This is a genomic window from Rhodococcus sp. NPDC058505 (genome assembly GCF_042720095.1).
In the GTDB taxonomy this organism is placed as follows: Bacteria; Actinomycetota; Actinomycetes; order Mycobacteriales; family Mycobacteriaceae; genus Rhodococcus_G.
The window spans coordinates 217234-241009 of the sequence record NZ_JBHXNB010000005.1 but is presented as its reverse complement, the minus strand read 5'-3'; the positions used below and the strand labels follow the sequence as shown (position 1 = coordinate 241009).

26 protein-coding genes and 1 tRNA gene are annotated in these 23776 nt (G+C 69.4%); 13 read left to right on the top strand and 14 right to left on the bottom strand.

Going from position 1 to position 23776, the window contains the following annotated elements; all coding sequences use genetic code 11:
• Positions 1-623 precede the first annotated feature (623 nt).
• The 4 genes from ACFWPA_RS06560 (at position 624) to ACFWPA_RS06545 (ending at position 4273) form a co-directional block, all read left to right on the top strand.
• Complete coding sequence (locus ACFWPA_RS06560; RefSeq protein ID WP_378507734.1) at positions 624-1505, top strand: MBL fold metallo-hydrolase; 882 nt, start codon at positions 624-626, stop codon at positions 1503-1505.
• 76 nt (positions 1506-1581) lie between these two features.
• On the top strand, positions 1582-2802 hold the full coding sequence (gene nhaA, locus ACFWPA_RS06555; RefSeq protein WP_378507733.1) for a Na+/H+ antiporter NhaA: 1221 nt from the start codon (positions 1582-1584) through the stop codon (positions 2800-2802).
• Positions 2799-3323, top strand: coding sequence for a phage holin family protein (locus tag ACFWPA_RS06550; RefSeq protein WP_378507732.1), 525 nt, complete (start codon positions 2799-2801; stop codon positions 3321-3323). The genes nhaA and ACFWPA_RS06550 overlap by 4 nt, the downstream gene beginning before the upstream one ends.
• Positions 3324-3334: 11 nt before the next feature.
• Complete coding sequence (locus ACFWPA_RS06545; protein ID WP_378507731.1) at positions 3335-4273, top strand: alpha/beta fold hydrolase; 939 nt, start codon at positions 3335-3337, stop codon at positions 4271-4273.
• 48 nt (positions 4274-4321) lie between these two features.
• Here the strand turns inward: ACFWPA_RS06545 and marP are convergent, their stop codons facing one another.
• The 4 genes from marP to nth are packed head-to-tail and all read right to left on the bottom strand — an operon-like array spanning position 4322 to position 7762.
• A complete protein-coding gene (gene marP / locus ACFWPA_RS06540) occupies positions 4322-5512 on the bottom strand; it encodes an acid resistance serine protease MarP (RefSeq protein ID WP_378507730.1) in 1191 nt (396 codons plus the stop codon).
• On the bottom strand, positions 5509-6234 hold the full coding sequence (locus tag ACFWPA_RS06535; RefSeq protein ID WP_378507729.1) for an NUDIX hydrolase: 726 nt from the start codon (positions 6232-6234) through the stop codon (positions 5509-5511). The genes marP and ACFWPA_RS06535 overlap by 4 nt, the downstream gene beginning before the upstream one ends.
• Positions 6231-6905, bottom strand: coding sequence for a TlpA family protein disulfide reductase (locus tag ACFWPA_RS06530; protein WP_378507728.1), 675 nt, complete (start codon positions 6903-6905; stop codon positions 6231-6233). The genes ACFWPA_RS06535 and ACFWPA_RS06530 overlap by 4 nt, the downstream gene beginning before the upstream one ends.
• An 8-nt stretch (positions 6906-6913) precedes the next feature.
• Positions 6914-7762, bottom strand: coding sequence for an endonuclease III (gene nth / locus ACFWPA_RS06525; protein WP_378507727.1), 849 nt, complete (start codon positions 7760-7762; stop codon positions 6914-6916).
• A gap of 21 nt (positions 7763-7783) precedes the next feature.
• On the opposite strand from nth, the gene ACFWPA_RS06520 reads away from it, so the two are divergent.
• Together ACFWPA_RS06520 and ACFWPA_RS06515 are read left to right on the top strand one after the other, a co-directional pair.
• Positions 7784-8041 carry a hypothetical protein gene (locus ACFWPA_RS06520; RefSeq protein ID WP_378507726.1) on the top strand — a complete coding sequence of 86 codons (258 nt, stop codon included), beginning with the start codon at positions 7784-7786 and terminating at the stop codon, positions 8039-8041.
• A gap of 187 nt (positions 8042-8228) precedes the next feature.
• Positions 8229-8903 carry a Crp/Fnr family transcriptional regulator gene (locus ACFWPA_RS06515; protein ID WP_378487218.1) on the top strand — a complete coding sequence of 225 codons (675 nt, stop codon included), beginning with the start codon at positions 8229-8231 and terminating at the stop codon, positions 8901-8903.
• Positions 8904-9305: 402 nt separating this feature from the next.
• Here the strand turns inward: ACFWPA_RS06515 and ACFWPA_RS06510 are convergent, their stop codons facing one another.
• The 4 genes from ACFWPA_RS06510 to ACFWPA_RS06495 all read right to left on the bottom strand — a co-directional run bounded on the left by ACFWPA_RS06510 (position 9306) and on the right by ACFWPA_RS06495 (position 11160).
• Positions 9306-9437, bottom strand: coding sequence for a hypothetical protein (locus ACFWPA_RS06510; RefSeq protein ID WP_378507725.1), 132 nt, complete (start codon positions 9435-9437; stop codon positions 9306-9308).
• A gap of 208 nt (positions 9438-9645) precedes the next feature.
• Entirely contained in the window at positions 9646-10431 is a 786-nt protein-coding gene (locus ACFWPA_RS06505) for an MBL fold metallo-hydrolase (protein WP_378507724.1), read from the bottom strand.
• Positions 10432-10525: 94 nt separating this feature from the next.
• Complete coding sequence (locus ACFWPA_RS06500) at positions 10526-10990, bottom strand: RidA family protein (protein ID WP_378507723.1); 465 nt, start codon at positions 10988-10990, stop codon at positions 10526-10528.
• Between the two features lie 5 nt (positions 10991-10995).
• A complete protein-coding gene (locus tag ACFWPA_RS06495; protein WP_085999530.1) occupies positions 10996-11160 on the bottom strand; it encodes a DUF4177 domain-containing protein in 165 nt (54 codons plus the stop codon).
• 55 nt (positions 11161-11215) lie between these two features.
• Here ACFWPA_RS06495 and ACFWPA_RS06490 point away from each other — a divergent pair, with 55 nt between their 5' ends.
• Together ACFWPA_RS06490 and ACFWPA_RS06485 are read left to right on the top strand one after the other, a co-directional pair.
• Positions 11216-12232, top strand: coding sequence for an ArsA-related P-loop ATPase (locus ACFWPA_RS06490; protein WP_378507722.1), 1017 nt, complete (start codon positions 11216-11218; stop codon positions 12230-12232).
• Complete coding sequence (locus ACFWPA_RS06485; protein ID WP_378507721.1) at positions 12229-13341, top strand: ArsA family ATPase; 1113 nt, start codon at positions 12229-12231, stop codon at positions 13339-13341. The genes ACFWPA_RS06490 and ACFWPA_RS06485 overlap by 4 nt, the downstream gene beginning before the upstream one ends.
• Here the strand turns inward: ACFWPA_RS06485 and ACFWPA_RS06480 are convergent.
• The 3 genes from ACFWPA_RS06480 to ACFWPA_RS06470 all read right to left on the bottom strand — a co-directional run bounded on the left by ACFWPA_RS06480 (position 13325) and on the right by ACFWPA_RS06470 (position 15489).
• Positions 13325-14584, bottom strand: a complete 1260-nt coding sequence (locus ACFWPA_RS06480; RefSeq protein WP_378569864.1) for an MFS transporter — start codon at positions 14582-14584, stop codon at positions 13325-13327. The genes ACFWPA_RS06485 and ACFWPA_RS06480 overlap by 17 nt on opposite strands.
• Positions 14581-15027, bottom strand: coding sequence for a MarR family winged helix-turn-helix transcriptional regulator (locus ACFWPA_RS06475; protein WP_378507719.1), 447 nt, complete (start codon positions 15025-15027; stop codon positions 14581-14583). Before ACFWPA_RS06475 ends, ACFWPA_RS06480 begins: the two co-directional genes overlap by 4 nt.
• 138 nt (positions 15028-15165) lie before the next feature.
• A complete protein-coding gene (locus ACFWPA_RS06470) occupies positions 15166-15489 on the bottom strand; it encodes a WhiB family transcriptional regulator (RefSeq protein ID WP_378507718.1) in 324 nt (107 codons plus the stop codon).
• A gap of 251 nt (positions 15490-15740) precedes the next feature.
• Between ACFWPA_RS06470 and ACFWPA_RS06465 the strand changes: the two genes are divergently transcribed.
• On the top strand, positions 15741-18131 hold the full coding sequence (locus ACFWPA_RS06465; RefSeq protein WP_378507717.1) for a penicillin-binding protein: 2391 nt from the start codon (positions 15741-15743) through the stop codon (positions 18129-18131).
• A 70-nt stretch (positions 18132-18201) separates the two neighbouring features.
• Here the strand turns inward: ACFWPA_RS06465 and ACFWPA_RS06460 are convergent, their stop codons facing one another.
• Complete coding sequence (locus tag ACFWPA_RS06460) at positions 18202-18678, bottom strand: GatB/YqeY domain-containing protein (RefSeq protein WP_378569863.1); 477 nt, start codon at positions 18676-18678, stop codon at positions 18202-18204.
• Between the two features lie 69 nt (positions 18679-18747).
• Here ACFWPA_RS06460 and ACFWPA_RS06455 point away from each other — a divergent pair, with 69 nt between their 5' ends.
• Both ACFWPA_RS06455 and ACFWPA_RS06450 read left to right on the top strand, forming a co-directional pair.
• Positions 18748-19710: a metallophosphoesterase gene (locus ACFWPA_RS06455; RefSeq protein WP_378507715.1), complete on the top strand. Its 963-nt coding sequence runs from the start codon at positions 18748-18750 to the stop codon at positions 19708-19710.
• A gap of 38 nt (positions 19711-19748) precedes the next feature.
• Positions 19749-19822: transfer RNA gene (locus ACFWPA_RS06450), tRNA-Pro, on the top strand.
• A 62-nt stretch (positions 19823-19884) separates the two neighbouring features.
• Here the strand turns inward: ACFWPA_RS06450 and ACFWPA_RS06445 are convergent.
• On the bottom strand, positions 19885-20685 hold the full coding sequence (locus ACFWPA_RS06445; RefSeq protein ID WP_378507753.1) for an ABC transporter ATP-binding protein: 801 nt from the start codon (positions 20683-20685) through the stop codon (positions 19885-19887).
• A gap of 86 nt (positions 20686-20771) precedes the next feature.
• Positions 20772-21149, bottom strand: a complete 378-nt coding sequence (locus tag ACFWPA_RS06440; RefSeq protein ID WP_378507714.1) for a VOC family protein — start codon at positions 21147-21149, stop codon at positions 20772-20774.
• Between the two features lie 99 nt (positions 21150-21248).
• Between ACFWPA_RS06440 and ACFWPA_RS06435 the strand changes: the two genes are divergently transcribed.
• A complete protein-coding gene (locus tag ACFWPA_RS06435) occupies positions 21249-21998 on the top strand; it encodes an HNH endonuclease family protein (protein ID WP_378507713.1) in 750 nt (249 codons plus the stop codon).
• A 121-nt stretch (positions 21999-22119) separates the two neighbouring features.
• The coding region (locus tag ACFWPA_RS06430) for an Ig-like domain repeat protein (RefSeq protein WP_378569862.1) at positions 22120-23776 on the top strand (1657 nt) is incomplete at its 3' end.

Sequence of the window (23776 nt, the reverse complement as noted above, 5' to 3'; positions counted from 1 at the left end):
AGCCAGGATCAAACTCTCCGTTGAAGACTCTAGATTTCACCAACCGAAGCCGGCTAATCAGTCATAGACATCGAGTCAAATCACTAGCAAAAAAACTCAAACTAGCATTCAAACACTGACCCTCCCCGACGGAAGAAGGAGAGAGCCAGCAATACCCACCCCACACAAATGATGGGGCGGAGTACCAAAAAATTGGCACTGACATTCATCGGCACACTGTTGAGTTCTCAAAGAACACGCACACACCATCAACACCCACCAAGTGGGCCTCTCCGGGGCAACTGTTCCAACCTAACCCATCGCAGCGACCCGACCAAAATCGGGCAACCCGCCATCGGAAAGGCGATCGAGGACCGACAGTATCACCTGTCGACAACCTCTGGATTGGCCAGGCGCCTTCGTCCAACCTCGTGTCCCGCACCTCTCGGTCCGGGTCGGTGTCCGTGTCGCTCTGACTCGACAAAAGTTACGTGACTGATCGGCAGTCCGCAAATCGCCTGGTCACAGCCATGCAGAGCGCGATTGCCGCTGGTCGGGTCGGCCGCGGGACGAGATTCGCCGGTATTCAGTGGTGGGCGTCACCATGAACGTGGGTCGTGCGCCGTCCCGTCGAGAGGAGAACCATGTCCGAGTGGCACCGCGTCAGCCCGGTAGCGAACGGGATCTGGAGCATCACCGAGCCCGGGCACGTCACGATGTGGCTGATAGTCGGATCGGAACGTGCGTTGCTGTTCGACACCGGAATGGGATTCATGCCCCTTCGGCCGTTGATCGAGCGGATCACCCCAGTCCCGATCCTGGTTGTCGCGTCACACCACCACTTCGATCACATCGGTGGGAACCACGAGTTCGACCGGGTGGTTGCGCACTCGCTCGGCGCCGCACACTGGACATCGGCGGTCTCCTCTCACGATCTGGCCGGGTATCTCGCGCACACCGACCGCATGCTGCGCGCCGCGGCGGCGGTAAGAGCGGTCGACCGTGACTACCTGCATCTGATGGACGTGGACAGCGACCCCGCGCCGTTGCCGAGCAGCGTCGACCTCACGACCTGGAGTATTCGTCCGCGGCACCCGGATGCGACCGTCGCGGACGGCGACACGTTCGATCTCGGCGACCGGGTGGTCCGGGTTCTCCACACTCCTGGTCACACCCCCGACAGCATCTGCCTGCACGATTCGGCGACCGGAGTCCTCTTCGCGGGCGACACCGTCAGCTCCGGCCCGATCTATGCCCACGAGCAGGACTCGAGCCTCGTCGACTTCGCAGCGAGCACCGCACGGCTCGCCGCGATGAAGGACGAGGTCTCCCTCGTCGCGATGAACCACTTCGGTCGGGTGATCGCGCCCCCGCATCTCCTGCAGTCCGTCGCGGACGCCTTCGACCGACTCGCTGCGAGCCGAGTTCGGGCCCGCCGCACCCTCGACGTCGAGGGATCTCCGGTCGACGAGGTGCCGTTCGATCATTTCTCGATCTACGTGCCACCCGACGTGACGCCGCAATGATCACGTTAAAATTGACCGTGGAGCGCCGGGAAGTCTGGTCGGCACAGCTGACGCATGCCCTCGACCGGGAGAGACCTTGATTCAAAAATTGCGCTCCGAACTGTCGCGATACCTCCGCACCGAAACGGTGGGCGGCTCCATCCTGCTGGCTGCCGCGGCACTCGCGCTGATCCTGGCCAACTCCCCGTGGGCGGACGCCTACACCGGACTCCGTGACCTCCAGGTCGGCCCGAGCGCGCTGCACCTGAACCTCACGATCGGGGCGTGGGCGCAGGACGGCCTGCTCGCCGTCTTCTTCTTCGTCGCTGGCCTGGAGCTCAAGCGTGAACTCGTGGTCGGCGAGCTCGCCGACCGGCGAAAGGCGCTCCTGCCGATCATCGCGGCGTTCGGCGGCGTCGTCACACCCGCGCTGATCACCCTCGCGGTCGGGTGGGGGCAGCCCGGCATCGAACAGGCATGGGCCATCCCCGTCGCCACCGACATTGCCTTCGCCCTCGGCGTCCTCTCGCTGACCGGCTCCCGGATCCCGGCAGGCGCCAGGGTGTTCCTACTCAGCCTCGCGGTCGTCGACGATCTGCTCGCCATCCTCATCATCGCGGCCGTCTTCACCACGACGATCGCGTTCGTGTGGCTACTCGGTGCCGTTGCCTGTGCGGCCGGGTACTGGTTCGCCCAGCATCGTCGGCTGACCAGTCCGTGGCTGTACGTCCCGCTTGCCCTGCTCACCTGGTACTGCATGCACGAGGCAGGTATCCACGCCACACTCGCCGGCGTCGCGCTCGGGCTCCTGACCCGGGTCCGTCCCGATCCCGGCGAAGAGGATGCGCCTGCCGTTCGCCTCGAGCATCGACTCCAGCCCTGGTCCGCGGGGGTGTGTGTACCGATCTTCGCCTTCTTCGCCGCGGGAGTGCCGGTCAACGGCGATGTCCTCGGCACGCTGCTGACCGACCGCCTGACCCTGGCCATCATCCTGGGCATGCTTCTCGGCAAGATCGTCGGAATCGGCGGGCTGTCGTGGCTGGCGGTCCGCCTCGGCATCGCCGTCAAACCGGCCGGACTCGGTTTCCGGGACATGTTCGCGCTGTCGGTACTCGGCGCGATCGGCTTCACGGTTAGCCTCCTCGTGACCGAACTCGCACTCGAGGGCACCGAGCAGGACAAGGCCAAGGTCGCGGTCCTGCTGACATCCTTGGCTGCGTCCCTGATCGGGTCGGCGCTACTGTTGCGCCGGGGACGCGTCCACCAGGCACGTGCCGCCACCGACCCGGACGACGACAACGGAGAGGCTTCGACGTGAGCATCAGCGACCGCAGCGGTAGGACCGGGGACGGGGTGCCGAACACCATCTCGTCGATCCCGCTGACCGACGTCGACGCGCACGCTCCGGGCGCCGCCAGCATCGGGAACCTGGTCAAGGACGCGACCGCGCAGGTCTCCACCCTGGTCCGGGCGGAAGTCGAACTGGCCAAGGCCGAGGTCACCGGAGAGGTGAAGAAGGGGCTGCAGGGCTCGCTGTTCTTCATCCTCGCGTTGGCCGTCCTGGTGTTCAGCGCGTTCTTCTTCTTTTTCTTCCTCGCCGAACTGCTCGACCTGTGGGTCGCCCGCTGGCTGGCCTTCCTGATCGTGTTCCTGCTGATGGTGCTGGTCACCGGCGTGCTCGCGTTGCTCGGCTACCTCCGGGTGCGCAAGCTGCGGGCGCCGGAAAAGACCATCGACTCGCTGCGGCAGGCCGCAACCGTGCTGCCGACCGCGGCCGAGGCCGGTCACGGATCCGGCGGCTATACCCCGGGCGAGTACGCGCGTCGCACCGCGCCCTGACTCGACCGGCCGTGACCTTCCCCGACCCGTCAACCGTCCGCATCGACGGTCCGTGGCGGCACTGCGACGTGCGCGCCAACGGCATCCGATTCCACGCCGTCGAGGCAGGCCCGAGCGACACGGACGCCCCGCTGGTGGTTCTGCTGCACGGGTTCGCGGACTTCTGGTGGACCTGGCGTCACCAACTGACCGCGCTCGCCGACGCCGGATACCGCACGGTCGCGCTGGACCTGCGCGGATACGGCGACACCGACAAGCCGCCCCGCGGGTACGACGGCTGGACACTCGCTGGCGACGTCGCGGGCCTGATCCGCGCCCTCGGGCACACCGACGCGGCCCTGGTCGGTCACGCCGAGGGCGGCCTGGTCTGCTGGGCGACGGCGGTCCTGCATCCGCGTCTGGTTCGATCCATCGCGCTGCTCGCGTCGCCGCACCCGATCGCGCTCAAGCGCGCGGTCATCCGGTCTCGTCCCCAGCGGTCGGCGCTGCTGCCCTCGTTCCTGGCCTGCCAGTTGCCGTGGCGACCCGAGCGTCGACTGATCCGGGATGGCGGCGCCGCGGTCGAGCAGCTGCTCCGCGACCGCACGGCGTCGACGGGGTTGATGGCCGACGGCGAGTTCGACGAGGTCGTGGCGCGGAACCGATCCGCGATCCAGATTCCCGGCGCGGCGCACTGCGGGCTCGAGTACCAGCGGTGGGCGTTCCGCAGCCAATGGCGTCCGGACGGTCGCCGGTTCATGTCCGCGATGGATCGGGTGCTGCAGATCCCGGTGCTGCAGATCCACGGCGACGCGGACCCGTACGTGCTGCGGTCGACGTTGCAGGCCGACACCCGGTGGGCTCCGCACCGACACCTGCACACCGTCCCCGGAGCCGGGCACTACCCGCAGTGGGAACGACACCAGGACGTCACCGCCGCGCTGCTCGGCGCGCTCCGCAACCGTGCGTGATTTTTACCCCGGGGAGGGTAAGAATCACGCACGGGCGGCGGAGGCGCGTCAGAGGATGCAGTTCCCGGTATCGACGGCGGCGCTGGCGTAACCGGCCTCCTCGAGCTGCCGCGACACCTCCGCCGCGGTGAGCGCGAAGCCGGTGTCGCTGTTGTCGACCGCCGCACCGAAGACGACGCCGAGCACCCGGCCCTCGTCGTCGACGAGCGGGCCTCCCGAGTTGCCCTGCCGGATCGACCCGCGCACCGTGTACACCTCGCGGGTGACGTCGGCGGCCCGGTAGATGTCCGGGCCGTTGAGGTCCAGCGTTTCCCGGATCCGCGCGGCGCTCGCCGTGAACGGACCCCCACCGGGGTAGCCGAGCACCAGGGCGTCGGCACCGGTGTCGGCGGGGTCGGGGGCGAACGGCAGCACGTCCGCGGTCAGTCCCGGCACGTCGAGGACCGCAACGTCGACCTGCGGGTCGAACAGGACCACGGTCGCGGGGAGCGGGCCGTCGAGGCTGTCCACCACCACCTGGTCGGTACCCGCGACGACGTGGGCGTTCGTCATCACCCGCTGCGGCGCGACCACGAACCCGGATCCCTCGAGCGCGCGCTGGCAGCTCGGCGCGACGCCGCGGATCCGCAGCACGCTGGGCTGTAGCCGCTGCGCCAGCGGCCCCTGCGCGATCGCGGCGTCCGGCGGATCGACGACCGCGATCGGGGTGCGCCCGAACGGTCCGATCACGTCCGGCAGGCCGGACGTGTCGAGGAGCGCGGAGAACTCGCTCGGCAGGCGCCGCATCCAGTTCGGGGCCACGTCGTCCACCTGAGTGAGCACCTTCGACCCACGGACGGCAGCCGCGACCTCGGGTTGCGAGGAGGCGGTCAGCGGGATCGCGAGCAGCCAGGCCGCGACGAGCACCGCTGCGCCCTGCAGGCCTGCTCCGACGGCACTGTCGACGGACCGGGCGACCGGGCTGTGCATGCTGCCCCTGGCCGCGCGCCCGAGCACCATGCCCGCGACCTCACCGATGATCACCAACCCGATGATCAGCAGGATCCCGATCAGCACCCGGGCGCGGCCACCGTCGACGTGCACCAGCACGTGCGGCGCGATGAGGATGCCCGCGACGGCGCCGAGGACCACCCCGAGGAAGGCCAGCGCGGACGCGACGGCGCCGTGCCGCCACCCGGAGGTCGCGGCGAGGACCGCGATCGCGAGCACGGCGAGATCGATCCAGGACGAGCCGCTCACCGCTCGTGCACCTCGGCGACGCCCGCGTCCAGTTCGGCCAGTGTGACCTCGAGGTCACGCACGTCGTTGCGGTCCCATTCGATCTCCCACCCGGAGACGGCGATCAGGCCTGCGAGCACGCCCGCCGTGAAGCCCCACACCAGGAACCCGTCGATCTGGAAGGCGGGGCCGCGGTAACCGAGCCGATGCTCGACGACGAACCGGTTGTCGGGGTCGAGCAGTGACCGGATCGGCACTCGCGCCACCCGAGCGGTCTCGGCGTGGTCGACCGGGCGGACCGGGGTCGGCCGATCCCAGTACGCGACTACCGGGGTGACGTCGAATCCCGACGGCGGAACGAAGATCCCCGGCAGGACGGCCAGCGTCCGCACCCCGGACGGGTCGAGGCCGGTCTCTTCCTCAGCCTCCCGCAGGGCGGTCGCGATCGGGCCGTCGTCCTCCGGGTCGGCCGCACCGCCGGGGAAGGCGACCTGGCCGCTGTGCTGCCGCAGGGTCGCCGCCCGCTGGGTCAGCAGCACGTCGGCGTTCTCCGGGAGTCCGCCCAGGCTGACCGGGTCGGCATCCTCCGAGCCGCCGAACAGCACCAGGACCGACGCGTCCCGCACGGTGGTGCCGCCGGGGGCCCGCCTGCGCAGCACGGGGTTGGTCGGGTCGTCGCCGCTGGGCGGCAACGTGGCGACCCGCCGCAACCACTCCGGAGCGGGATGCTGGGTCCTGGTCACGACACCACGCCCAGGTGCTCCCGGACGGCGGCCGCGATCTGATCGGCATCGTCGAACGGCTGCGGCAGCACCGCGGCGACCGTCCCGTCGGCACGGATCAGGGCGGTGACGGGCAGCACCTTCGGCGCGCCGACGGCGGCAGCGACCCGCGCCGCGCCGTCCTGCACGCCGGGCAGGTGGACTCCGTACTCCGTCAGCGCCGACAACGCATTTCCCTCCTTAGGATCCTGATGGACCGTCAGCACCGTCACCGTGTCACCGGCGCGACGCGCGTATTCGTCGAGCGCAGGAAGCTCCTTCGCGCACGGTCCACACCAGTAGGCCCACAGGTTGACCAGCGCGGGCTTCCCGGCCAGCGCAGCGCCGACGTCGACCCGGCCACCGTCGGCGAGGCAACCCAGCTCGATGCCTGCGAGTGGGCCGGAGGCGACCGTACCGGGGGCCGGGGCCGGACACGGCGGCAATGCGGCAGCCGCCCGCGGTCCGGCGAGTGCCGCGTCGGTGTCACCCGCGATCCGCTCGACCGCGGACGGCGTCGCCCCCGAGCTCATGAAGTCGGAGTGACTGCGGGTGTCCGGCTCGTCGCCGCCCCGCGGCCAGATCGCGACCACCAGGGCAGCGACAACGACGAGGGCGGCCAGGCTCCATCGCCCGGTTGTGGTGATCCGCACGTCCGACCTCACCGACCGGCCAGGTCGAGGAGATGCTCGGTCTCCGGACCCTTGACGAGGGTGGCGGCCGCGACCGGGTCGGTCGGGCCCGCGCCGTACGACGGGCAGTCCTTCGCGAGGACACACACCCCGCATGCCGGCTTCTTCGCATGGCACACCCGGCGGCCGTGGAAGATCACCCGGTGCGAGAGCAGCGTCCACTCCTTCCGGGGGATGAGCTCGCCGACCGCCCGCTCGACCTTGACGGGGTCCTCCTCCGCGGTCCACTGCCACCGCCGCACGAGCCGACCGAAGTGGGTGTCGACGGTGATTCCCGGCACATCGAAGGCGTTCCCGAGAACGACGTTCGCGGTCTTGCGCCCGAAGCCGGGCAGGCTCACCAGGTCCGCCATCGTCCCCGGCACCTCCCCGTCGAATCGCTCCACCAATGCCTGCCCGAGCCCGATGATCGAGGTCGCCTTGTTCCGATAGAAGCCGGTGCTTCGAATGTATTCCTCAAGCTCGGTCCGATCGGCGCCCGCGTAGTCCGCTGCCGTCGGGTAGCGCGCGAACAGCGCAGGCGTCACCTGGTTAACCCGCACGTCAGTGCACTGCGCGGACAGGATCGTCGCCACCGACAACTCCAGCGGCGTGCTGAAGTCGAGCTCGCAATAGACGTGCGGGAAGGCCTCCCCGAGGCGCCGGTTCATGCGGCGGGCGCGGCGCACGAGAGCAAGACGGGTCTCCTCCCGCTCCGGCCCCCCTAGCGACGCCGCCGCCCCGCGCGGAACGGGGCTCTTCGAAACAGTGGTCGACACGCCCTCGACTCTACGGATGGCACCGACAACCGATTGCGCTTCGTTTCGCTTCTGAGACATTGGCCGTGTTTACTGCCCGGTATGCAAGGTCTCGCTGTGGTGCTCTTCCCAGTGCTGCTCATGCTGTTCGCGCTGGCGATGGAGCGGGTGGAATTCCGGTTGAGCCGGCTCACGGTCCGTGAGCAGGAGGTTGAGGAGTTCCTCGACAAGGCGAGCCACGCCGAGGTCGCCACACTGGCACAGGAGGGTCTGCCGCGAGCGCTGGCCCGTTTCCACCTTCGTCGTCGGCGCGGGCTGGCCGACGACACCGACGACCTCACCGAACGCCGCGCGAGCTGAACGGCGGAGCACCACCACCACCACCGGCCGCGACGCGCAGGCGTGGCGCCCGTCACTCCTGCAGCTCGGGACGATAGACTTTCGAGCGATAGTCACCAAACAGTCGACACGTTGACCGTGTCGACATCGGCATACGGCCTCCTACCGGGCGCCGGACGCCACCCGATCTTCCGATGAAGGAGCGCACGTGGACGAGGTCCTGGCCAGAGCCGGTATCTTCCAGGGAGTCGAGCCCTCGGCGGTCGCGGCGCTGGTCAAGCAGCTGCAGCCCGTCGATTTCCCCCGTGGACACGTCATCTTCAACGAGGGCGAGCCGGGCGATCGCCTGTACATCATCGTGTCCGGCAAGATCAAGCTCGGGCGCCGCTCCCCCGACGGCCGCGAAAACCTGCTGACGATCATGGGCCCGTCCGACATGTTCGGCGAGCTGTCGATCTTCGACCCCGGACCGCGAACCTCGTCGGCGACGACCGTGACCGACGTGCGCGCGGTGAGCATGGATCGCGACGCGCTGAAGTCGTGGATCGAGCAGCGCCCCGAGATCGCCGAGCAGCTGCTGCGGGTCCTTGCCCGTCGCCTCCGCCGGACCAACAACAACCTGGCCGACCTGATCTTCACCGACGTTCCCGGTCGTGTCGCGAAGGCGCTGCTGCAGCTCGCGCAGCGGTTCGGCACCCAGGAGGGCGGCTCGCTGCGCGTCACCCACGATCTCACTCAGGAGGAGATCGCCCAGCTGGTCGGCGCCTCGCGCGAGACCGTGAACAAGGCGCTCGCCGATTTCGCCCACCGCGGCTGGATTCGGCTTGAGGGCAAGAGCGTCCTCATCTCCGACTCGGAGCGGCTGGCCCGCCGCGCGCGTTGAGCGAATCCGCTCCCCGCGCCGTGGGGGTGAGCTGGCCCCGGCCGACAACGACGAATGGCGGTCACCCGGATTTCTCCGGGTGACCGCCATTTACGTTGTCCAGGCGTCGGAGCCTACTCCGTCGGTTCGACGGGGCTCAGCGAGCCGCCCGCCGCGTTGTTCAGGAAGTCCCCGAGGACGGGAACGAGCGCCTTGACGACGCCGAACAGGTCGGTAACGGATCCCATGGTTCTCTCCTTGAAAAGTGTCTGTCGCCGACGCGCTCAGGCGTCGGTCGACGGCGGGGTGGTGGCGGCCGAACCCGAGGCAAGGCCGCCGAAGAACTTGGTGAGCGAATCGATCAGTCCGGTGAGGTTCTCGACTGAGGTCATGTGCTGGTCTCCCGTGTCTACTCGTGTTGGGTTAGGACGCCGAGCCGTCCGCGCTGACGGAATCGAGACCCTGGATGGCCTTCATCAGCGGCAGCAGCGCGAGCATGTCGAGCAGGCCGAAGCCCGCACCGTTGGCCTCGAGAAGATTCTCTGCGGATCCCATGTGTACTGCTCCTTGCTCGATCACTGTGATAGGGCGCACACCGATGGTGGCGTTGGGTAGTTTTATACCCGTAACTAAATACTCCGGGTACGAATCGGGCATTTCCTTCGCCTAAGCACCCGTCGCGTGTCAGCCCTCGACCGGTTCACCCGTCGCCAGCTGCGACTTTCACACCACCCGATGCCGGACTATGAGGGACATCACGCCACTATCGGCGCAGGTAGTCCAGCTGCACCCGCACCGACTGCTCGGCGACCGGCCACAGCTTCGGGTCCACATCGGAGTACACGTGCTCGACGACCGCGCGCACGCTCGCCCCGGCCCCGAGCACCCCGAGCGCGGACCGCACCTGATCGAGGCGATCCTCCCGATGCGCCAGGTACTGCTCCGCTACCGCCTGCAGATCGGGCAGATCCGGGCCGTGACCGGGCAGCACCGTGCGCCCGGCCCCGAGATCGATCAGCGAGCGCAACGACGCCAGATAGTCGCCGAGGTCGCCGTCGGTCGCGTCGAGGACGGTGGTCCCGCGACCCAGAATCGTGTCGCCGGTCAGCACCGACCCCTCCCCCTCGATCACGAAGGACGTCGAGTCCTTGGTGTGCCCCGGCGTGCGAAGCACCCGAATCGCGAGGCCGACCTCCTCGATCAGCTCGCCATCGGGCAGCCCCGCATCGGTGTGCCTGCGCAGCGCCTCGTCCACGGCGCGCACCGGGCTTCCGGTCATCTCCACGAATCGGTCGATGCCATCGGTGTGGTCGTGATGCCGGTGGGTGATGAGGGTCAGCGCGACCGGCCCGACCTCCGCAACCCTGCGCAGGTGATCCTCGTCCGCCTCGCCCGGATCGACGACCACGCACTCCTCGCGGCCCGGTGCGCGCAGGATCCAGGTATTGGTGCCGTCGAGCGTCATCATCCCGGGATTGCGCTCGAGCATCACCGCCGCGATCGGGGTGACCTGGCGCAGCTGCGCGTACGACGGATGTGCGAGGTCCATGGGCACACTGTACGGAGACGACGTCGGCCCGCCCACCGCAGTGCGGAGGGCGGGCCGACGAGAAACAGTGTCGGTCAGCGGACCTCGGTGTCGACTATCGGTCGGAGACCTCGACGATCAGCTCCACCTCGACGGGTGCGTCGAGCGGCAGCTCCGCGACCCCGACGGCCGACCGTGCGTGCACACCCGCGTCTCCGAACACCTCGCCGAGGAACTCGGACGCACCGTTGATCACGGCAGGCTGCCCGGTGAACCCGTCCGCGGACGCAACGAACCCGACGACCTTGACCACCCGCACCACCGAGTCGATCCCGACCAGGGAGTCGATCGCGGCCAGCGCGTTCAGCGCGCAGGTACGGGCGGCGTCCTTCGCGGTGTCCGCGTCCACCGCCCCGCCGACCTTGCCCGACACCGGCAGCGCGCCGTCGACGAACGGCAGCTGCCCGGACGTGTAGACGAGGTCACCGGTCCGGACCGCCGGCACGTACGCGGCGACGGGAGCGGCCACCGGCGGCAGCGCGATCCCGAGCTCGCCGAGCCGCGCGTTCCACTCGGCCACGACCCTCAGCCCTTCGGACGCTTGAGGTAGGCGACGTGCTGTTCACCGGTGGGGCCGGGCAGCACGGTGACCAGTTCCCAGCCGTCTCCGCCCCACTGGTCGAGGATCTGCTTGGTCGCGTGGGTGAGCAGCGGGACGGTCGCGTACTCCCAGGTTGTCAATTCACTCATGGTTGGAGAGCCTAGTCGCGCACCGATTCGCAGCCACGACTTATAGGCTCGGGGGGTGGTAGCACCTGCGAACGCACCCGCCTACGAGTGGCCGGCGAAGGCCGATAAGGCCCGGCTGCATTTCGTGTCCGGCAAGGGCGGAACTGGAAAGTCCACTGTCGCATCGGCATTGGCGTTGGCATTGGCCGCGGGCGGACGCCGCGTTCTGCTCATCGAGGTTGAGGGACGACAGGGGATCGCGCAACTCTTCGACGTCCCCCCGCTGCCGCCCGCCGAAACCAAGATCGCCACCGCGGACGGCGGTGGCGAGGTCTTCGCGCTCGCGCTCGACATCGAAACGGCCTTCCTCGAGTACCTGGACATGTTTTACAACCTGGGCTTTGCGGGCCGCGCGATGAAGCGGATGGGGGCGATCGAGTTCGCCACCACCCTGGCGCCGGGACTGCGGGACGTGCTGGTGACCGGCAAGATCAAGGAGTGCGTGATCCGCACCGACCGGAACGGGGTGCCGGTGTACGACGAGATCGTGGTCGACTCGCCGCCGACCGGCCGGATCGGCAGCTTCCTCGACGTCACGAAGGCGATGTCCGACCTGGCGAAGGGCGGCCCGGTGCACTCCCAGTCCGAGGGCGTCGTGCGGTTGCTGCATTCCGACGACACGATGGTGCACCTGGTGACGCTGCTCGAGGCGCTGCCGGTGCAGGAAACCTCGGATGCGGTGGAGGAACTCGAGGCCGCGGACCTGCGGATCGGCACCGTGATCGTGAACCGGTCCGCGACCGCGTACCTGCCGCCGGACGCGATGGCCGCCGCCGCGACCGGGACCATCGACGCCGCCGCGGTCCGCGCTGGTCTGGACGCGGCCGGGATCACGCTGTCCGACAGCGACTTCGCCGGGTTGCTCACCGAGACGATCGAGAATGCCTCCACGCTGGCCGCGCAGGATGCCAGCGCGGTCGACCTCGACAAGCTGGAGGTCGCGCGGCTACACCTGACCGCGTTGACCGACGGCGTCGACCTCGGCGGCCTGTACGAGCTGGCCGATCAGCTCGCCGAGCAGGGGGTCCGATGACCGCCGCGCTCGACGTCGACGCCATCCTCACCGACCCGGCATCGCGGGTCGTGGTGTGCTGCGGGTCCGGCGGTGTCGGGAAGACGACGACCGCCGCGTCGATGGCGCTGCGGGCCGCCGAGGAGGGCAGGCGGGTCGTGGTGCTGACGATCGACCCGGCGCGCAGGCTGGCGCAGGCCCTCGGGGTTCAGGACCTCGGCAACACCCCGCAGCCGGTAGCCCTCGGCGCCGGCGCGACCGGCGAACTGCACGCGATGATGCTGAACATGCGCCGCACGTTCGACGACATGGTGCTCGAGCACTCGTCGCCGGAGAAGGCGCAGCAGATCCTCGCGAACCCCTTCTATCAGACCGTCGCCACCTCGTTCTCCGGCACGCAGGAGTACATGGCGATGGAGAAGCTCGGTCAGCTCGCGGCGAGCGACGAGTGGGACCTGGTGGTCGTGGACACGCCGCCGTCGCGGAATGCCCTGGACTTCCTGGACGCTCCGCAGCGGCTGGGCACCTTCCTCGACGGTCGGATGATCCGGATGCTGTCGGCGCCGGGTCGCGGAATCGGCCGCCTGGTGACCGGGGCGATGGGGCTGGCGCTGCGGGCGGTGTCGACGATCGTCGGCAGCCAGATGCTCTCGGACGCGTCCGCGTTCGTGCAGTCCTTCGAGTCGATGTTCGGCGGGTTCCGGGAGCGGGCGGCGCACACGTATGAACTACTCCGCGCGCCGGGCACCCATTTCTTCGTGGTCGCGGCCGCCGAACCGGACGCGCTGCGGGAGGCGTCGTTCTTCGTCGAGCGCCTGTCCGCGGAGGGCATGCCGCTCGCGGGCCTCGTCCTCAACCGAACCCACCCGACGTTGAGCGCGCTGCCCGCCGACCACGCCGTCGCCGCGGCGGATCTGCTCAAGGAACGCGGCGAGCACCCGTTGGCGGCCGCGGTCCTGCGGATCCACGCCGAACGGGCACGGACGGCGCAACGCGAACTGCACCTGCTCGGCCGGTTCACCGGCGCGCACCCGCGGGTTCCGGTGGTGGGGGTGCCGTCACTGCCGTTCGAGGTGTCCGACCTGGCGGCGCTGCGCGCGGTCGCCGATCAGCTCACCGGTCGGGGCTGACCGGATCCGGGTTGGGTTCCGTCTGCGCCCGCCGGTGCCGCCGCACCACGAGCGCCCCGAGGCCGGCGGCGATCAGGCAGGCGACGGCACCCATCAGCAGGCCTGCCCGACCACCGAAATGCTCGGCGACCGCACCGGCGATCGGCCCGCCGATCGGGGTCGATCCGAGGAACGCCACCGACCACAACGCCATCACCCGCCCGCGCATGTGGGGTGCGGCCTCGAGCTGCAGGGTGCTGTTGCCGACCGACAGGAACCCGACGCTGGCGGCGCCGACGGCGACCAGGAGGACCAGCTCGATCCACAGCGTCGGGGCGAGGGCCGCCGCGGCGATGGCGACGCCGAACACCGCCGAGGAGGCGATCAGCGCCGGGATTCCGGTTCGTCCGCGCGCCGCGACGGCCAGTCCGCCCAGCACCGCACCGACCCCCATCGCCGCGGTCATGAACCCGTAGACGCTGGCCTCGCCGCCGAAGGTGTCGCGGGCGAGGACCGGCAGCACCACCTGGAACTCGTAGGCGAGGCAGCCGACCAGCGCCATCATCAGCAGCGGCACGAGCAGTTCCGGGGTGCGGGCGACGTAGCGCAGACCCTCCCGCAGCTGTCCCGCCTCCCGCGGTGCGGGTGGCGACGGGCGTAGGGCGGCGACGTCGAGCCTGGCCAGGGACACCACGACGGCGACGAAGCTGAGCGCGTTGACGAGGAAGCAGACCCCAAGCCCGCCCGCCGCGATGACCAGGCCTGCGACCGCGGGGCCGACCGCCCGCGCCGCGTTGACCAGCACCGCGTTGAGGCTGACCGCGTTGCGGAGGTCCTCGGGCCCGACCATTTCGAGCACGAACGACTGCCGCGCCGGGTTCTCGAAGCTGTTGTTCAGGCCGAGCAGGAACGCGAGGAGGTACACGTGCCAGAGTTCGACGGTGTCGGTGACGGTGAGCACGCCGAGGACCAACGCGAGCAGCCCCATCATCGACTGCAGCCCGATCATCAGCCTGCGCTTGTCGAGGCGGTCCGCGACGACGCCGCCGTACGGGCCGAACAGGAGGACCGGCAGGGTCTGCAGGGCGACGACCGACCCGAGCGCCGTCCCGGACCCGGTCAGCTGCAGCACCAGCCAGGCCTGCGCGACCGACTGCATCCAGGTGCCGATCATCGACACGGCCTGGCCGGTGTAGTAGCGGCGATAGTTGGGGATGGCCAGCGAGGAGAACGTATCGCGACGGAAGTCGGCGAGCGCGGTCACGGCGTCGGCGCCGCGATCTCCCTGGCCAGGGCCTCGATGGCGGGCAGCGCGGCGATGACCGCGTCGGCGTCGCCATCGGGCAGCCTGCCGAGCGCGTCGGCGAACAGTCGGGTGCGCTCACGGCGCAGCTGGCGGGACAGGTCCGCGCCCGCGTCGGTCGCCTCGACCCGGGCGGCGCGCCGATCCGTCGGGTCGGCGCTGCGACGCAGCAGCCCGTCCGCCTCCAGTTTGCCGACCACACGCGAGAGCATCGTCGGATTGAGCCCCTCGACCTCGGCGAGCGCCCCGAGACCGAGCGGCCCGATCCGCGAGACGGTGCCGAGCACCGCCAGTTGGGTGCGGGTGAGCCCGCCACCGGATACCCGCCGGTCGACGACGCGGGAGATCCGGGCGAGCGCGACCTTGAGCCGGGTGACGTCGTCCTCGGTGGGGACAGGGGTCATGTGCGCCTCGCTGACATTAGTTGCCTATCAGCAAGCATACTCCTGGGCGGCGGGCCGGCACCCACGCAGCGCACCGGCCGGGATCCACTGAGGATCCCGGCCGGTGGCCGAAGGTTCACCCGTTCGGATGACGGGGGTTCAGACGACGGATGCCTGGCTTCGCTGCGCCGAGAAGAAGTCCGCCCACGACTCCACCTCGGGATGCTGCTTGAGCAGGGCGCGGCGCTGACGCTCGGTCATGCCTCCCCACACTCCGAACTCGACCCTGTTGTCCAGCGCGTCCGCTCCGCACTGCATCAGCACCGGACAGTGCCGGCAGATGGTGGCCGCCTTGCGCTGCGCGGCTCCGCGAACGAACAACTGATCAGGATCGACCGTGCGGCATCGTGCCTGCGTAACCCACGCAATGCGGGCCTCGGCCTCTTCAACGTCCAACCGGCGACCCGGGGTGGTCACGGTCATCTTCTGCCCCTCCTGCAGTACAAGCGTCGCCCTCGCTGACGCTCCGGAAGTGCGCGTGCCCAGCCCTATCATGGCGAGGCGCACCACATTCCCGATCTAGTGTTATCTGAATCACACTGGGTCACAATTTAGGCAATGTATAACGGTCTGCGCAAGACCTGAGCGCACTTTTTTGGTACGGACGTGCATCCAGATCGAATCGGCTGGTTGCGCACGGGAGCCGGACCGGGACGGGCACGTACCCTGTCGGAGTGCCCATCGCAAAAACAGTCGCGAAACTCGCCGGTTGCACGGCTCTGGCCGGCGCACTCCTGGCGGGGGTGATGTTCCCCCTTGCCGGCGGCTTCGGCATCGTGTCGAATCGCGCCGCCGACACCGTCGACAACGTCTCCGCCGAGCTCGTCGAGGGGGATGTCCCCGCGGTGTCGACCATGGTCGACGTGAATGGCAACCCGATCGCATGGCTGTACGAGCAGCGCCGATTCGAGGTGCCGAGCGACAAGATCTCCAACGACATGAAGCTCGCGATCGTCTCGGTCGAGGACCGCCGCTTCGCCGACCACCAGGGCGTCGACTGGCAGGGCACCGTGCGCGCCTTCCTCACCAACACCACCAGCGGTCAGGTGCAGCAGGGCGCGTCGACGATCGATCAGCAGTACGTGAAGAACTACCAGCTGCTGGTGGTCGCGAAGACCGATGCCGAGCGACGGGCCGCGATCGAGACCACTCCCGCCCGCAAGATCCGCGAGATCCGGATGGCGCTGACGCTGGACAAGAAGCTCACGAAGGACGAGATCCTTACCCGCTACCTGAACCTCGTTCCGTTCGGCAACGCGTCCTTCGGCATCCAGGACGCGGCGCAGACGTACTTCGGCATCGACGCGAAGGACCTGGGTCTGACTCAGTCCGCGATGCTGGCCGGCATGGTCCAGTCCAGCTCGGCGCTGAACCCGTACACCAACCCCGAGGGCGTCCTCGAGCGCCGGAACACCGTGCTGGACACGATGATCGTCAACATCCCGGACCGGGCCGACGAGATCCGCGCGGCCAAGCAGGAGCCGCTCGGGGTGCTGCCGGAGCCGAAGTCGCTGCCCCGCGGCTGCATCGCCGCCGGCGACCGCGGCTTCTTCTGCGACTACGCCCTGCAGTACCTGGCCAACGCGGGCATCAGCCGCGAACAGGTGGAGAAGGGCGGTCTGCTGATCAAGACCACCCTCGACCCCGCGGTGCAGGACTCGGTGCACGCCGCCCTGACGGCGACCGCCCGCCCCGACGTCGACGGCGTCGCCGAGGTGATGAACGTCGTGCAGCCCGGCCAGGACCAGCATCGGGTGCTGGCAATGAGCAGCAGCCGCGCCTACGGCCTCAACGGGGCCGTCAACGAAACGGTGCAGCCGCAGCCGTACTCGCTCGTCGGCAACGGCGCAGGCTCGATCTTCAAGGTCTTCACCACCGCGGCCGCGATGGAGAAGGGCCTCGGCACCAACGCGGTCCTGCAGGTTCCGTCGCGGGTCGAGGTGAAGGGGATGGGTAACGGCGGCGCGCGGGGCTGCCCGGCAGCCACGTACTGCGTCGAGAACGCGGGCAAGTACCCGGCCTCGCTGTCGGTGACCGATGCGCTCGCCCAGTCGCCGAACACCGCGTTCGTCAAGCTGATCGAGTCGGTGGGGGTGACCCCGACCGTGGACATGGCGGTGCGGCTCGGCATGCGCTCGTACACGCAGCCCGGCACGTCCGGGTACGGCGACGGCCAGTCGGTCGCCGACATGCAGAAGGAGCAGAACCTCGGCTCGTTCACCCTCGGCCCCACCTGGATCAATCCGCTGGAACTGTCGAACGTCGCCGCGACGCTCGCCTCGCACGGCAAGTGGTGCCCGCCGACGCCGATCGACTCGATCTTCGACCGGCACGGTAAGCCGGTGTCCATCACCCAGCAGGCCTGCGAGCAGGTGGTCGAGCCGGGCCTGGCCGACACCCTCGCGAACGCGATGAGCAAGGACGACAAGCCCGGTGGCACGTCGTTCGCGGCCGCGAATGCAAACGGCTGGACGCTGCCGATGTCCGGCAAGACCGGCACCACCGAGTCGCACATGTCGTCGGCGTTCCTCGGCTTCACGAACAACCTGGCCGCGGCCGTGTACGTCTACGCGGACTCGCCGACACCGCGGGAGATCTGCACCTCGCCGCTGCGCCAGTGCGGCGACGGCAACGTCTTCGGCGGCAACGAACCGGCGCACGCCTGGTTCAAGGCGATGGGACCGATCGTCGACCGGTTCGGTCCGACCGCCCTGCCGCCGATCGACCCGAAGTACCAGCGCGGGTCGCAGAACGCGCAGGTCCCGAACGTCGCGGGCATGAGCGAGGCGCGGGCGACCTCGGCGCTCAAGGCCGCCGGGTTTGGCGTGAACGCGGTGTCCACCGCGGGTGACGGATCGAAGGGCACCGTCCTGAGTTCCTCACCCGCCGGGTCCGCCGTCCCCGGTTCCTCGGTCACGCTGTACGTCAGCGACGGCACGCTGCGGGCCGCCGCCCCGGCCCCGGCATCCCCCGCGCCGGGTCCCGGACCGGCACCGGGTCTCGGTCAGCTTCCGATCCAGCTGCCCAGCCTGCCGGAGCTGTTGCCGCTCCCCCTCCCCCGCTGACCAGCCGCTTCGCGACTGTGCGTGATTCGTACCCCGATGGGGGTACGAATCACGCACAGGCGCGGAGCGCTCACAGCCGGTCCCGGACCGCCTTCGAGACCCGGGAGCCGTCGGCCTTGCCAGCGGCGAGGGCGGTCGCGGCCTTCATGACCTGACCCATCTGCTTCATCCCCGGGCGGGCACCGATCTCCTCGGCGATCTGGGCAATGGCGGTGTCGGCGACGTCCGCCAGCTCGGCGTCGGTGAGTGGGGTCGGGAGATATCCGTCGATGATCTGCGCCTCGGCGCGCTCATTCGCGGCGAGTTCCCCGCGCCCGTTCTCGGTGTAGATCTCGGCGGCCTCCCCGCGCTTCTTCGACTCCTTGGCGAGCACCTTGAGGACATCGTCGTCGCTGAGTTCGCGGGCTTCCTTGCCCGCGACCTCCTCGGTTTGGATCGCGGCGAGGACCATCCGCAGCGTCTGCAGACGCAGGGTGTCCTTGGCCTTCATCGCGGCCGTCATGTCGGCGCGGAGGGTGGCTTTGAGGGTGACTGTGGAGTCGGACATGGTTTCGAACGCTACGCGCCCCGCCCGGCGACGCGCATGTCGATTGCGGGCGCTGCGTATCCTGAAGTGGTGTTTGACAACCCACGCACCGTCCTCCGTGGCACCGCTGCCGGACTCGCGGGTGCCGCGGCCCTCGGCGTCGGCTACGCGTCCCTGATCGAGCGGAACGCCTTCACCCTGCGCGAGGTGACGATGCCGGTGCTCGAACCGGGGTCGTCGTCGCTGCGGGTGCTGCATCTGAGCGATCTGCACATGATGCCGGGGCAGAAGCTCAAGCAGAACTGGCTGCGGGAGCTGGACCGACTCGAACCGGACCTGGTCGTCAACACCGGCGACAACCTGTCGCATCAGCGCGCGGTGCCCGCGGTGGTGCAGTCGCTGGGCAGCCTGCTTGCCCGGCCCGGGCTGTTCGTCTTCGGCAGCAACGACTACTTCGCGCCGAAGCCGAAGAATCCGTTCAAGTACTTCAAGAAGGAGCACAAGCGGACCTTCGGCGAGCCGCTGCCGTGGCAGGACCTGCGTGCCGCGTTCACCGAGCGCGGCTGGCTGGACGTGACGCACACCCGCCGGGAGCTTGAGGTCGCTGGCGTGCGGATCGCGACGGCGGGCGTCGACGATCCGCACCTGAAGCGGGACCGCTACGACACGATCGCGGGGGCCCCGAACCCGGCGGCGAATCTGACGTTGGGGATCACGCATTCCCCCGAACCGCGGGTGCTGGATCGGTTCGCCGACGACGGATACGACCTGGTCCTCGCCGGCCACACGCACGGCGGACAGCTGTGCTTGCCGTTCTACGGCGCGCTGGTGACGAACTGCCAGATCGACCGGTCGCGGGTGAAGGGCCCGTCCCGGTGGGGTGCGCGCATGCAGCTGCACGTGTCGGCCGGAATCGGCACCTCTCCGTACGCGCCTGCGCGGTTCTGCTGCCGCCCCGAGGCGACGCTGCTGACGCTGGTACCGACCGCGGACAAGGACCCCAAACAGGGGGTCCAACCAGGCGTTTCGCGTTCTTCGGCAGTCGTGCGCTAAGCTTTGCTGGCTGCCCGGGAACGGGCGGTCGGCAAGACCGGGGTGTGGCGCAGCTTGGTAGCGCGCTTCGTTCGGGACGAAGAGGTCGTGGGTTCAAATCCCGCCACCCCGACGGTCATTCGAAAGCCTCCATTCGATTCATTCGGATGGAGGCTTTCGTCGTTGGCGGGCCGGTCAGGGAACGCGGGCGGCGCTCGTCGCGGACCAGCGGCCGTTGGTCCGCTCGACCCGGATCGGGTGCCCGAACGCCCGCGAGACGACGTCGGAGTCGAGGACCCGCCCCGCCGGACCCGACGCGACGACCCGCCCCTCGGCGAGGACGAGTGCGTGCGTGGTGGACGTGGGCAGTTCCTCGAGGTGGTGCGTCACGAGCACCGACGCCAGGGCCGGGCGTAGCACTCGCAGGTGCGCGAGGACGTCGAGCAGGATCTCCCGCGCCGCGACGTCGAGTCCGGTGGTCGGCTCGTCGAGCAGCAGCAGGTCCGGTTCGGTGACGAGGGCGCGGGCGATGAGGGCACGACCGCGCTCGCCCTGAGACAGGACGGCCCAGGGACTGGCTGCGCGGGCCCGCAGGCCGAGCGCGCCGATCAGGTCGTCGGTCCGGTCGGATTCGGGGGTGGACGGCGCCCACCGCCTCGGCAGGTCGGCCGATGCATGCAGGCCGGTGAGGACGACGTCCCGGACCGTGAGGTGCGGCTCGATCCGCGACCGCGGATCGACGTGCCCGATGTGGGTGCGCAGCGACCGCATGTCGACCCGGCCAAGCCGGTGCCCGAGGACGTGCACCGTCCCGCGAGTCGGATGTAGCCGGGCACCGCACAGCGCGAGCAGGGTGGACTTGCCTGCACCGTTGGGGCCGAGCAGCGCCCACTGCTCCCCCTCCCGCACCTCGACGTCGACTGCGCCGATCAGGGCCCGCCCCTGCCGGACCACGCTCGCACCTCGCACGGACAACACCACGCCCTCGGCATCCATCACCACGTCCACCTTCCAACTCCTCCGGTTGTCTGACAAGACGGTAGTCGCCGGGCTCCGCGGCGTTCACGGAGCCCCCGCGGAGGTCAGTCCTGATGGATCTGGACGAGATTGCCGCACGTGTCGTCGAAGACCGCGGACGCCCCGGACGGATCGACGGTCGGCTCTCCGGTGAAGCGGACGCCGAGCCCGATCAACCGCTCGTACTCGGCCCGCACATCGGGCACACCGAACACGATGGACGGCAACCCCAGCCCGTACACGCCCTCCCGGTAGGCGGTGGCGACCGGATTGTCGCTCGGCTCGAGGAGCAGCCCGACACCGTCCGGATCCTGCGGCGACTTCACGATGAACAGATTGTGGTCGGGCATCGCGAGCAGTTCCTCGAACCCGAGAGTCGTCGTGTAGAAGTCGAAGGCCGACGCCGGGTCGATGACGTGAATGCCGCACATCTTGATTCGCATGATGCCGAGGCTATCGGTGCCCGACCCGACCCGCAGGACTCCCGGACGCCCCTCGGCGCCAGCGGGATCGCCGGGGCCGTGTCGGTGCGCGCGAGCATAGTGGGGCCTCCGGACCGACCCGAGGAGCAGCCGATCACCGCCGTCTCGTCCCGACGCCGCCGCACCGTCCTGGTGTCGCTGTCGGCGTGCCTGACGCTGCTGCCCGGTGCCTGCTCCGCGCCTGCCGATCGGCCGCCGGGCGGTGCCGCGATCTCCGCGCCTGCCGCCTCTCCGGCGCACGCGCTGACTCTGCTGTCGAGGTTGCCGGTGCAGGGTCGCGCACCCGCCACCGGCTACGACCGGGAGGCATTCGGTCAGGCGTGGAGCGACGACGTGACGGTCGAGGGCGGACACAACGGTTGCGATACCCGCAACGATGTGCTGCGCCGCGATCTGACGGCGGTCGTCACCCGCGGGCGGAGCCGCGGCTGCAAGGTCACGTCCGGGGTGCTGTTCGACGAGTACACCGGCGAGACACACGAATTCACGTCCGGCCGTGACACCTCACCCCTGGTGCAGATCGACCATGTGGTGTCGCTGTCGAACGCCTGGCAGACGGGTGCGCGACAGCTCGACGAGGCGAGGAGGGCCGCCTTCGCGAACGACCCGCTGAACCTGCAGGCGGTCGGCGCCGAGGTGAATCGAGAGAAGGGGAACGGCGATGCGGCCAGCTGGCTCCCACCCCGAAAGGCCTACCGCTGCATGTACCTTGCCCGTCAGGTGGCGGTGAAGGCGCGGTACGCACTGTGGGTGACGCCTGCCGAGCACGACGCCATGCGCCGGGAGCTGGTCGGCTGCGCACCGGGATAGCGCCTTCGGCCCGACGATTATCTCGAAACCGCAACGGACTCGCGGCCCCGCTGGCATGCTGCTGTGAATTTCGCCCAGCCCAGGCCCATCGGATCGCACCGACGGGGCACAAGGAGTCTCGATGTCCACACCGAGTGCACGGCGCATCGCCGTGCCGATCACCTCCGCCGCGGTCGTCGCGGGCATGGTGTTTACCGCGGCACCGGCAGGTGCCGCACCCACCACGACACCGTTCACCAACGCCTGCCAGGCCAGCGCAACCCTCACGGTGCACAAGACGGCAGCGACCTCGATGACCGTCGATGCGCCCGCCTCGGTGGACGTCGGGCAGACGTTCACCTATCGGATCCAGCCCGGCGGCTCGTCGTATCCGGACAGCGAGTCCGGCGCGACCACCACGAACATCTCGCGACTCAAGGTCGACTACGAGATCCCCGCGAACGCCACCTTCGTCAGCGCCGCCGTGGTCCCGGGCACCGGCGTGAACATCGACGGGGTCGCCCCGAGCGTGTTGCGAGTCAACACCTCCGGCGTCGCGGACGCCGCGGGCAGCATCCTGCGCCTGTCGGGCGACAACCAGGTCATCGCCAACGGCGCGAACAACAGCACCAACAGCGAGGGCGGGATCCGCGCGCCGAAGCTGAAGAAGGATCTCAACGGCAACGGCACCGGCGGCGACAGCTGGTTCCGGCTCCCCGCCGTCGACGTCACAGTCACCGCGAGCGGGGCGGGCACCATCACCCCGAAGGTCCGCACGGCCGGTAGCGCCGCGGCGTACAACAACAACGAGAACTACTACTCGTTCCTGCCGCGCGCGACGTTCTGGGGGAGCACACAGTGGGCTCCGACGCGGTGCACGCCGCGTGACGGACAGTCGGCGGGGCTCAATGCGGGTGCAGGGGCGCTGGCCACCATCACCGTCAACGACCCCGGCCCGGTGATCGTCGACTCGACCACCACGCTGACCGTCCCCGGGACCGCCAAGACCGGGGCCGCGGTGGACCTCACCGCAACGGTTACCCCCGCCGGTGCTGGCGGAACCGTCGAATTCAAGGACGGTGCAACGTCCCTCGGCACCGCCCCCGTCGACGCTGGCAGCGCAACCCTGCGCCACACCTTCACCGCCGATGGCACCCGGAGCATCACCGCCGTCTACTCCGGCGACGCCGGGCACAACGGGTCCACCTCGGCCGCACGCACCATCGAGGTATCCACCGACCCGGTGATCGTCGACACCACCACCGCGGTGAACGTCCCCGCCACCGCCAAGACCGGCGCCGCGGTGACCCTGACCGCGTCCCTTACCCCGAACACGGCGACCGGGACCGTCGAATTCAAGGACGGTGCAACGCCTCTCGGCACCGCCCCGGTCGCGGCCGGCGTTGCGACGCTGACCCACACCTTCACCACCGACGGCGACCACACCATCACCGCCGTCTACTCCGGCGACGCCACCCACACCCCGTCGACCTCGGCCCCGGGCACCGTCGAGGTCTCGACCGACATCGTCGTCGTGGACTCCACCACCACCGTGGCCGTGCCCGCGACCGCCGCGGTGGGTGCCGCCGTCGACCTCAAGGCGATCGTGAGCCCGAACGCCGCCACCGGCACGGTCGAGTTCCGGGACGGCACCGAGGTGATCGGCTCCGCTCCGGTCGTTGACGGTGTTGCGACCCTGAGCCACACCTTCACCACCGACGGCGACCACACCATCACCGCCGTCTACTCCGGTGACAGCACCCACAACCCGTCGACCGCGGCCGCCGAGACGGTGCGCG

Excerpts from the sequence above, each read along its gene's own strand:
- ACFWPA_RS06520 (WP_378507726.1), top strand. The coding sequence starts at position 7,784 with ATGCAAGGTCTCGCTGTGGTGCTCTTCCCAGTGCTGCTCATGCTGTTC.
- ACFWPA_RS06445 (WP_378507753.1), bottom strand. The coding sequence starts at position 20,685 with ATGGATGCCGAGGGCGTGGTGTTGTCCGTGCGAGGTGCGAGCGTGGTC.
- ACFWPA_RS06485 (WP_378507721.1), top strand. The coding sequence starts at position 12,229 with ATGACCGCCGCGCTCGACGTCGACGCCATCCTCACCGACCCGGCATCG.
- ACFWPA_RS06440 (WP_378507714.1), bottom strand. The coding sequence starts at position 21,149 with ATGCGAATCAAGATGTGCGGCATTCACGTCATCGACCCGGCGTCGGCC.
- ACFWPA_RS06560 (WP_378507734.1), top strand. The coding sequence starts at position 624 with ATGTCCGAGTGGCACCGCGTCAGCCCGGTAGCGAACGGGATCTGGAGC.
- ACFWPA_RS06495 (WP_085999530.1), bottom strand. The coding sequence starts at position 11,160 with ATGAGTGAATTGACAACCTGGGAGTACGCGACCGTCCCGCTGCTCACC.
- ACFWPA_RS06475 (WP_378507719.1), bottom strand. The coding sequence starts at position 15,027 with ATGACCCCTGTCCCCACCGAGGACGACGTCACCCGGCTCAAGGTCGCG.
- ACFWPA_RS06460 (WP_378569863.1), bottom strand. The coding sequence starts at position 18,678 with ATGTCCGACTCCACAGTCACCCTCAAAGCCACCCTCCGCGCCGACATG.
- nth (WP_378507727.1), bottom strand. The coding sequence starts at position 7,762 with ATGTCTCAGAAGCGAAACGAAGCGCAATCGGTTGTCGGTGCCATCCGT.
- ACFWPA_RS06470 (WP_378507718.1), bottom strand. The coding sequence starts at position 15,489 with ATGACCGTGACCACCCCGGGTCGCCGGTTGGACGTTGAAGAGGCCGAG.
- ACFWPA_RS06510 (WP_378507725.1), bottom strand. The coding sequence starts at position 9,437 with ATGGGATCCGCAGAGAATCTTCTCGAGGCCAACGGTGCGGGCTTCGGC.
- ACFWPA_RS06505 (WP_378507724.1), bottom strand. The coding sequence starts at position 10,431 with ATGGACCTCGCACATCCGTCGTACGCGCAGCTGCGCCAGGTCACCCCG.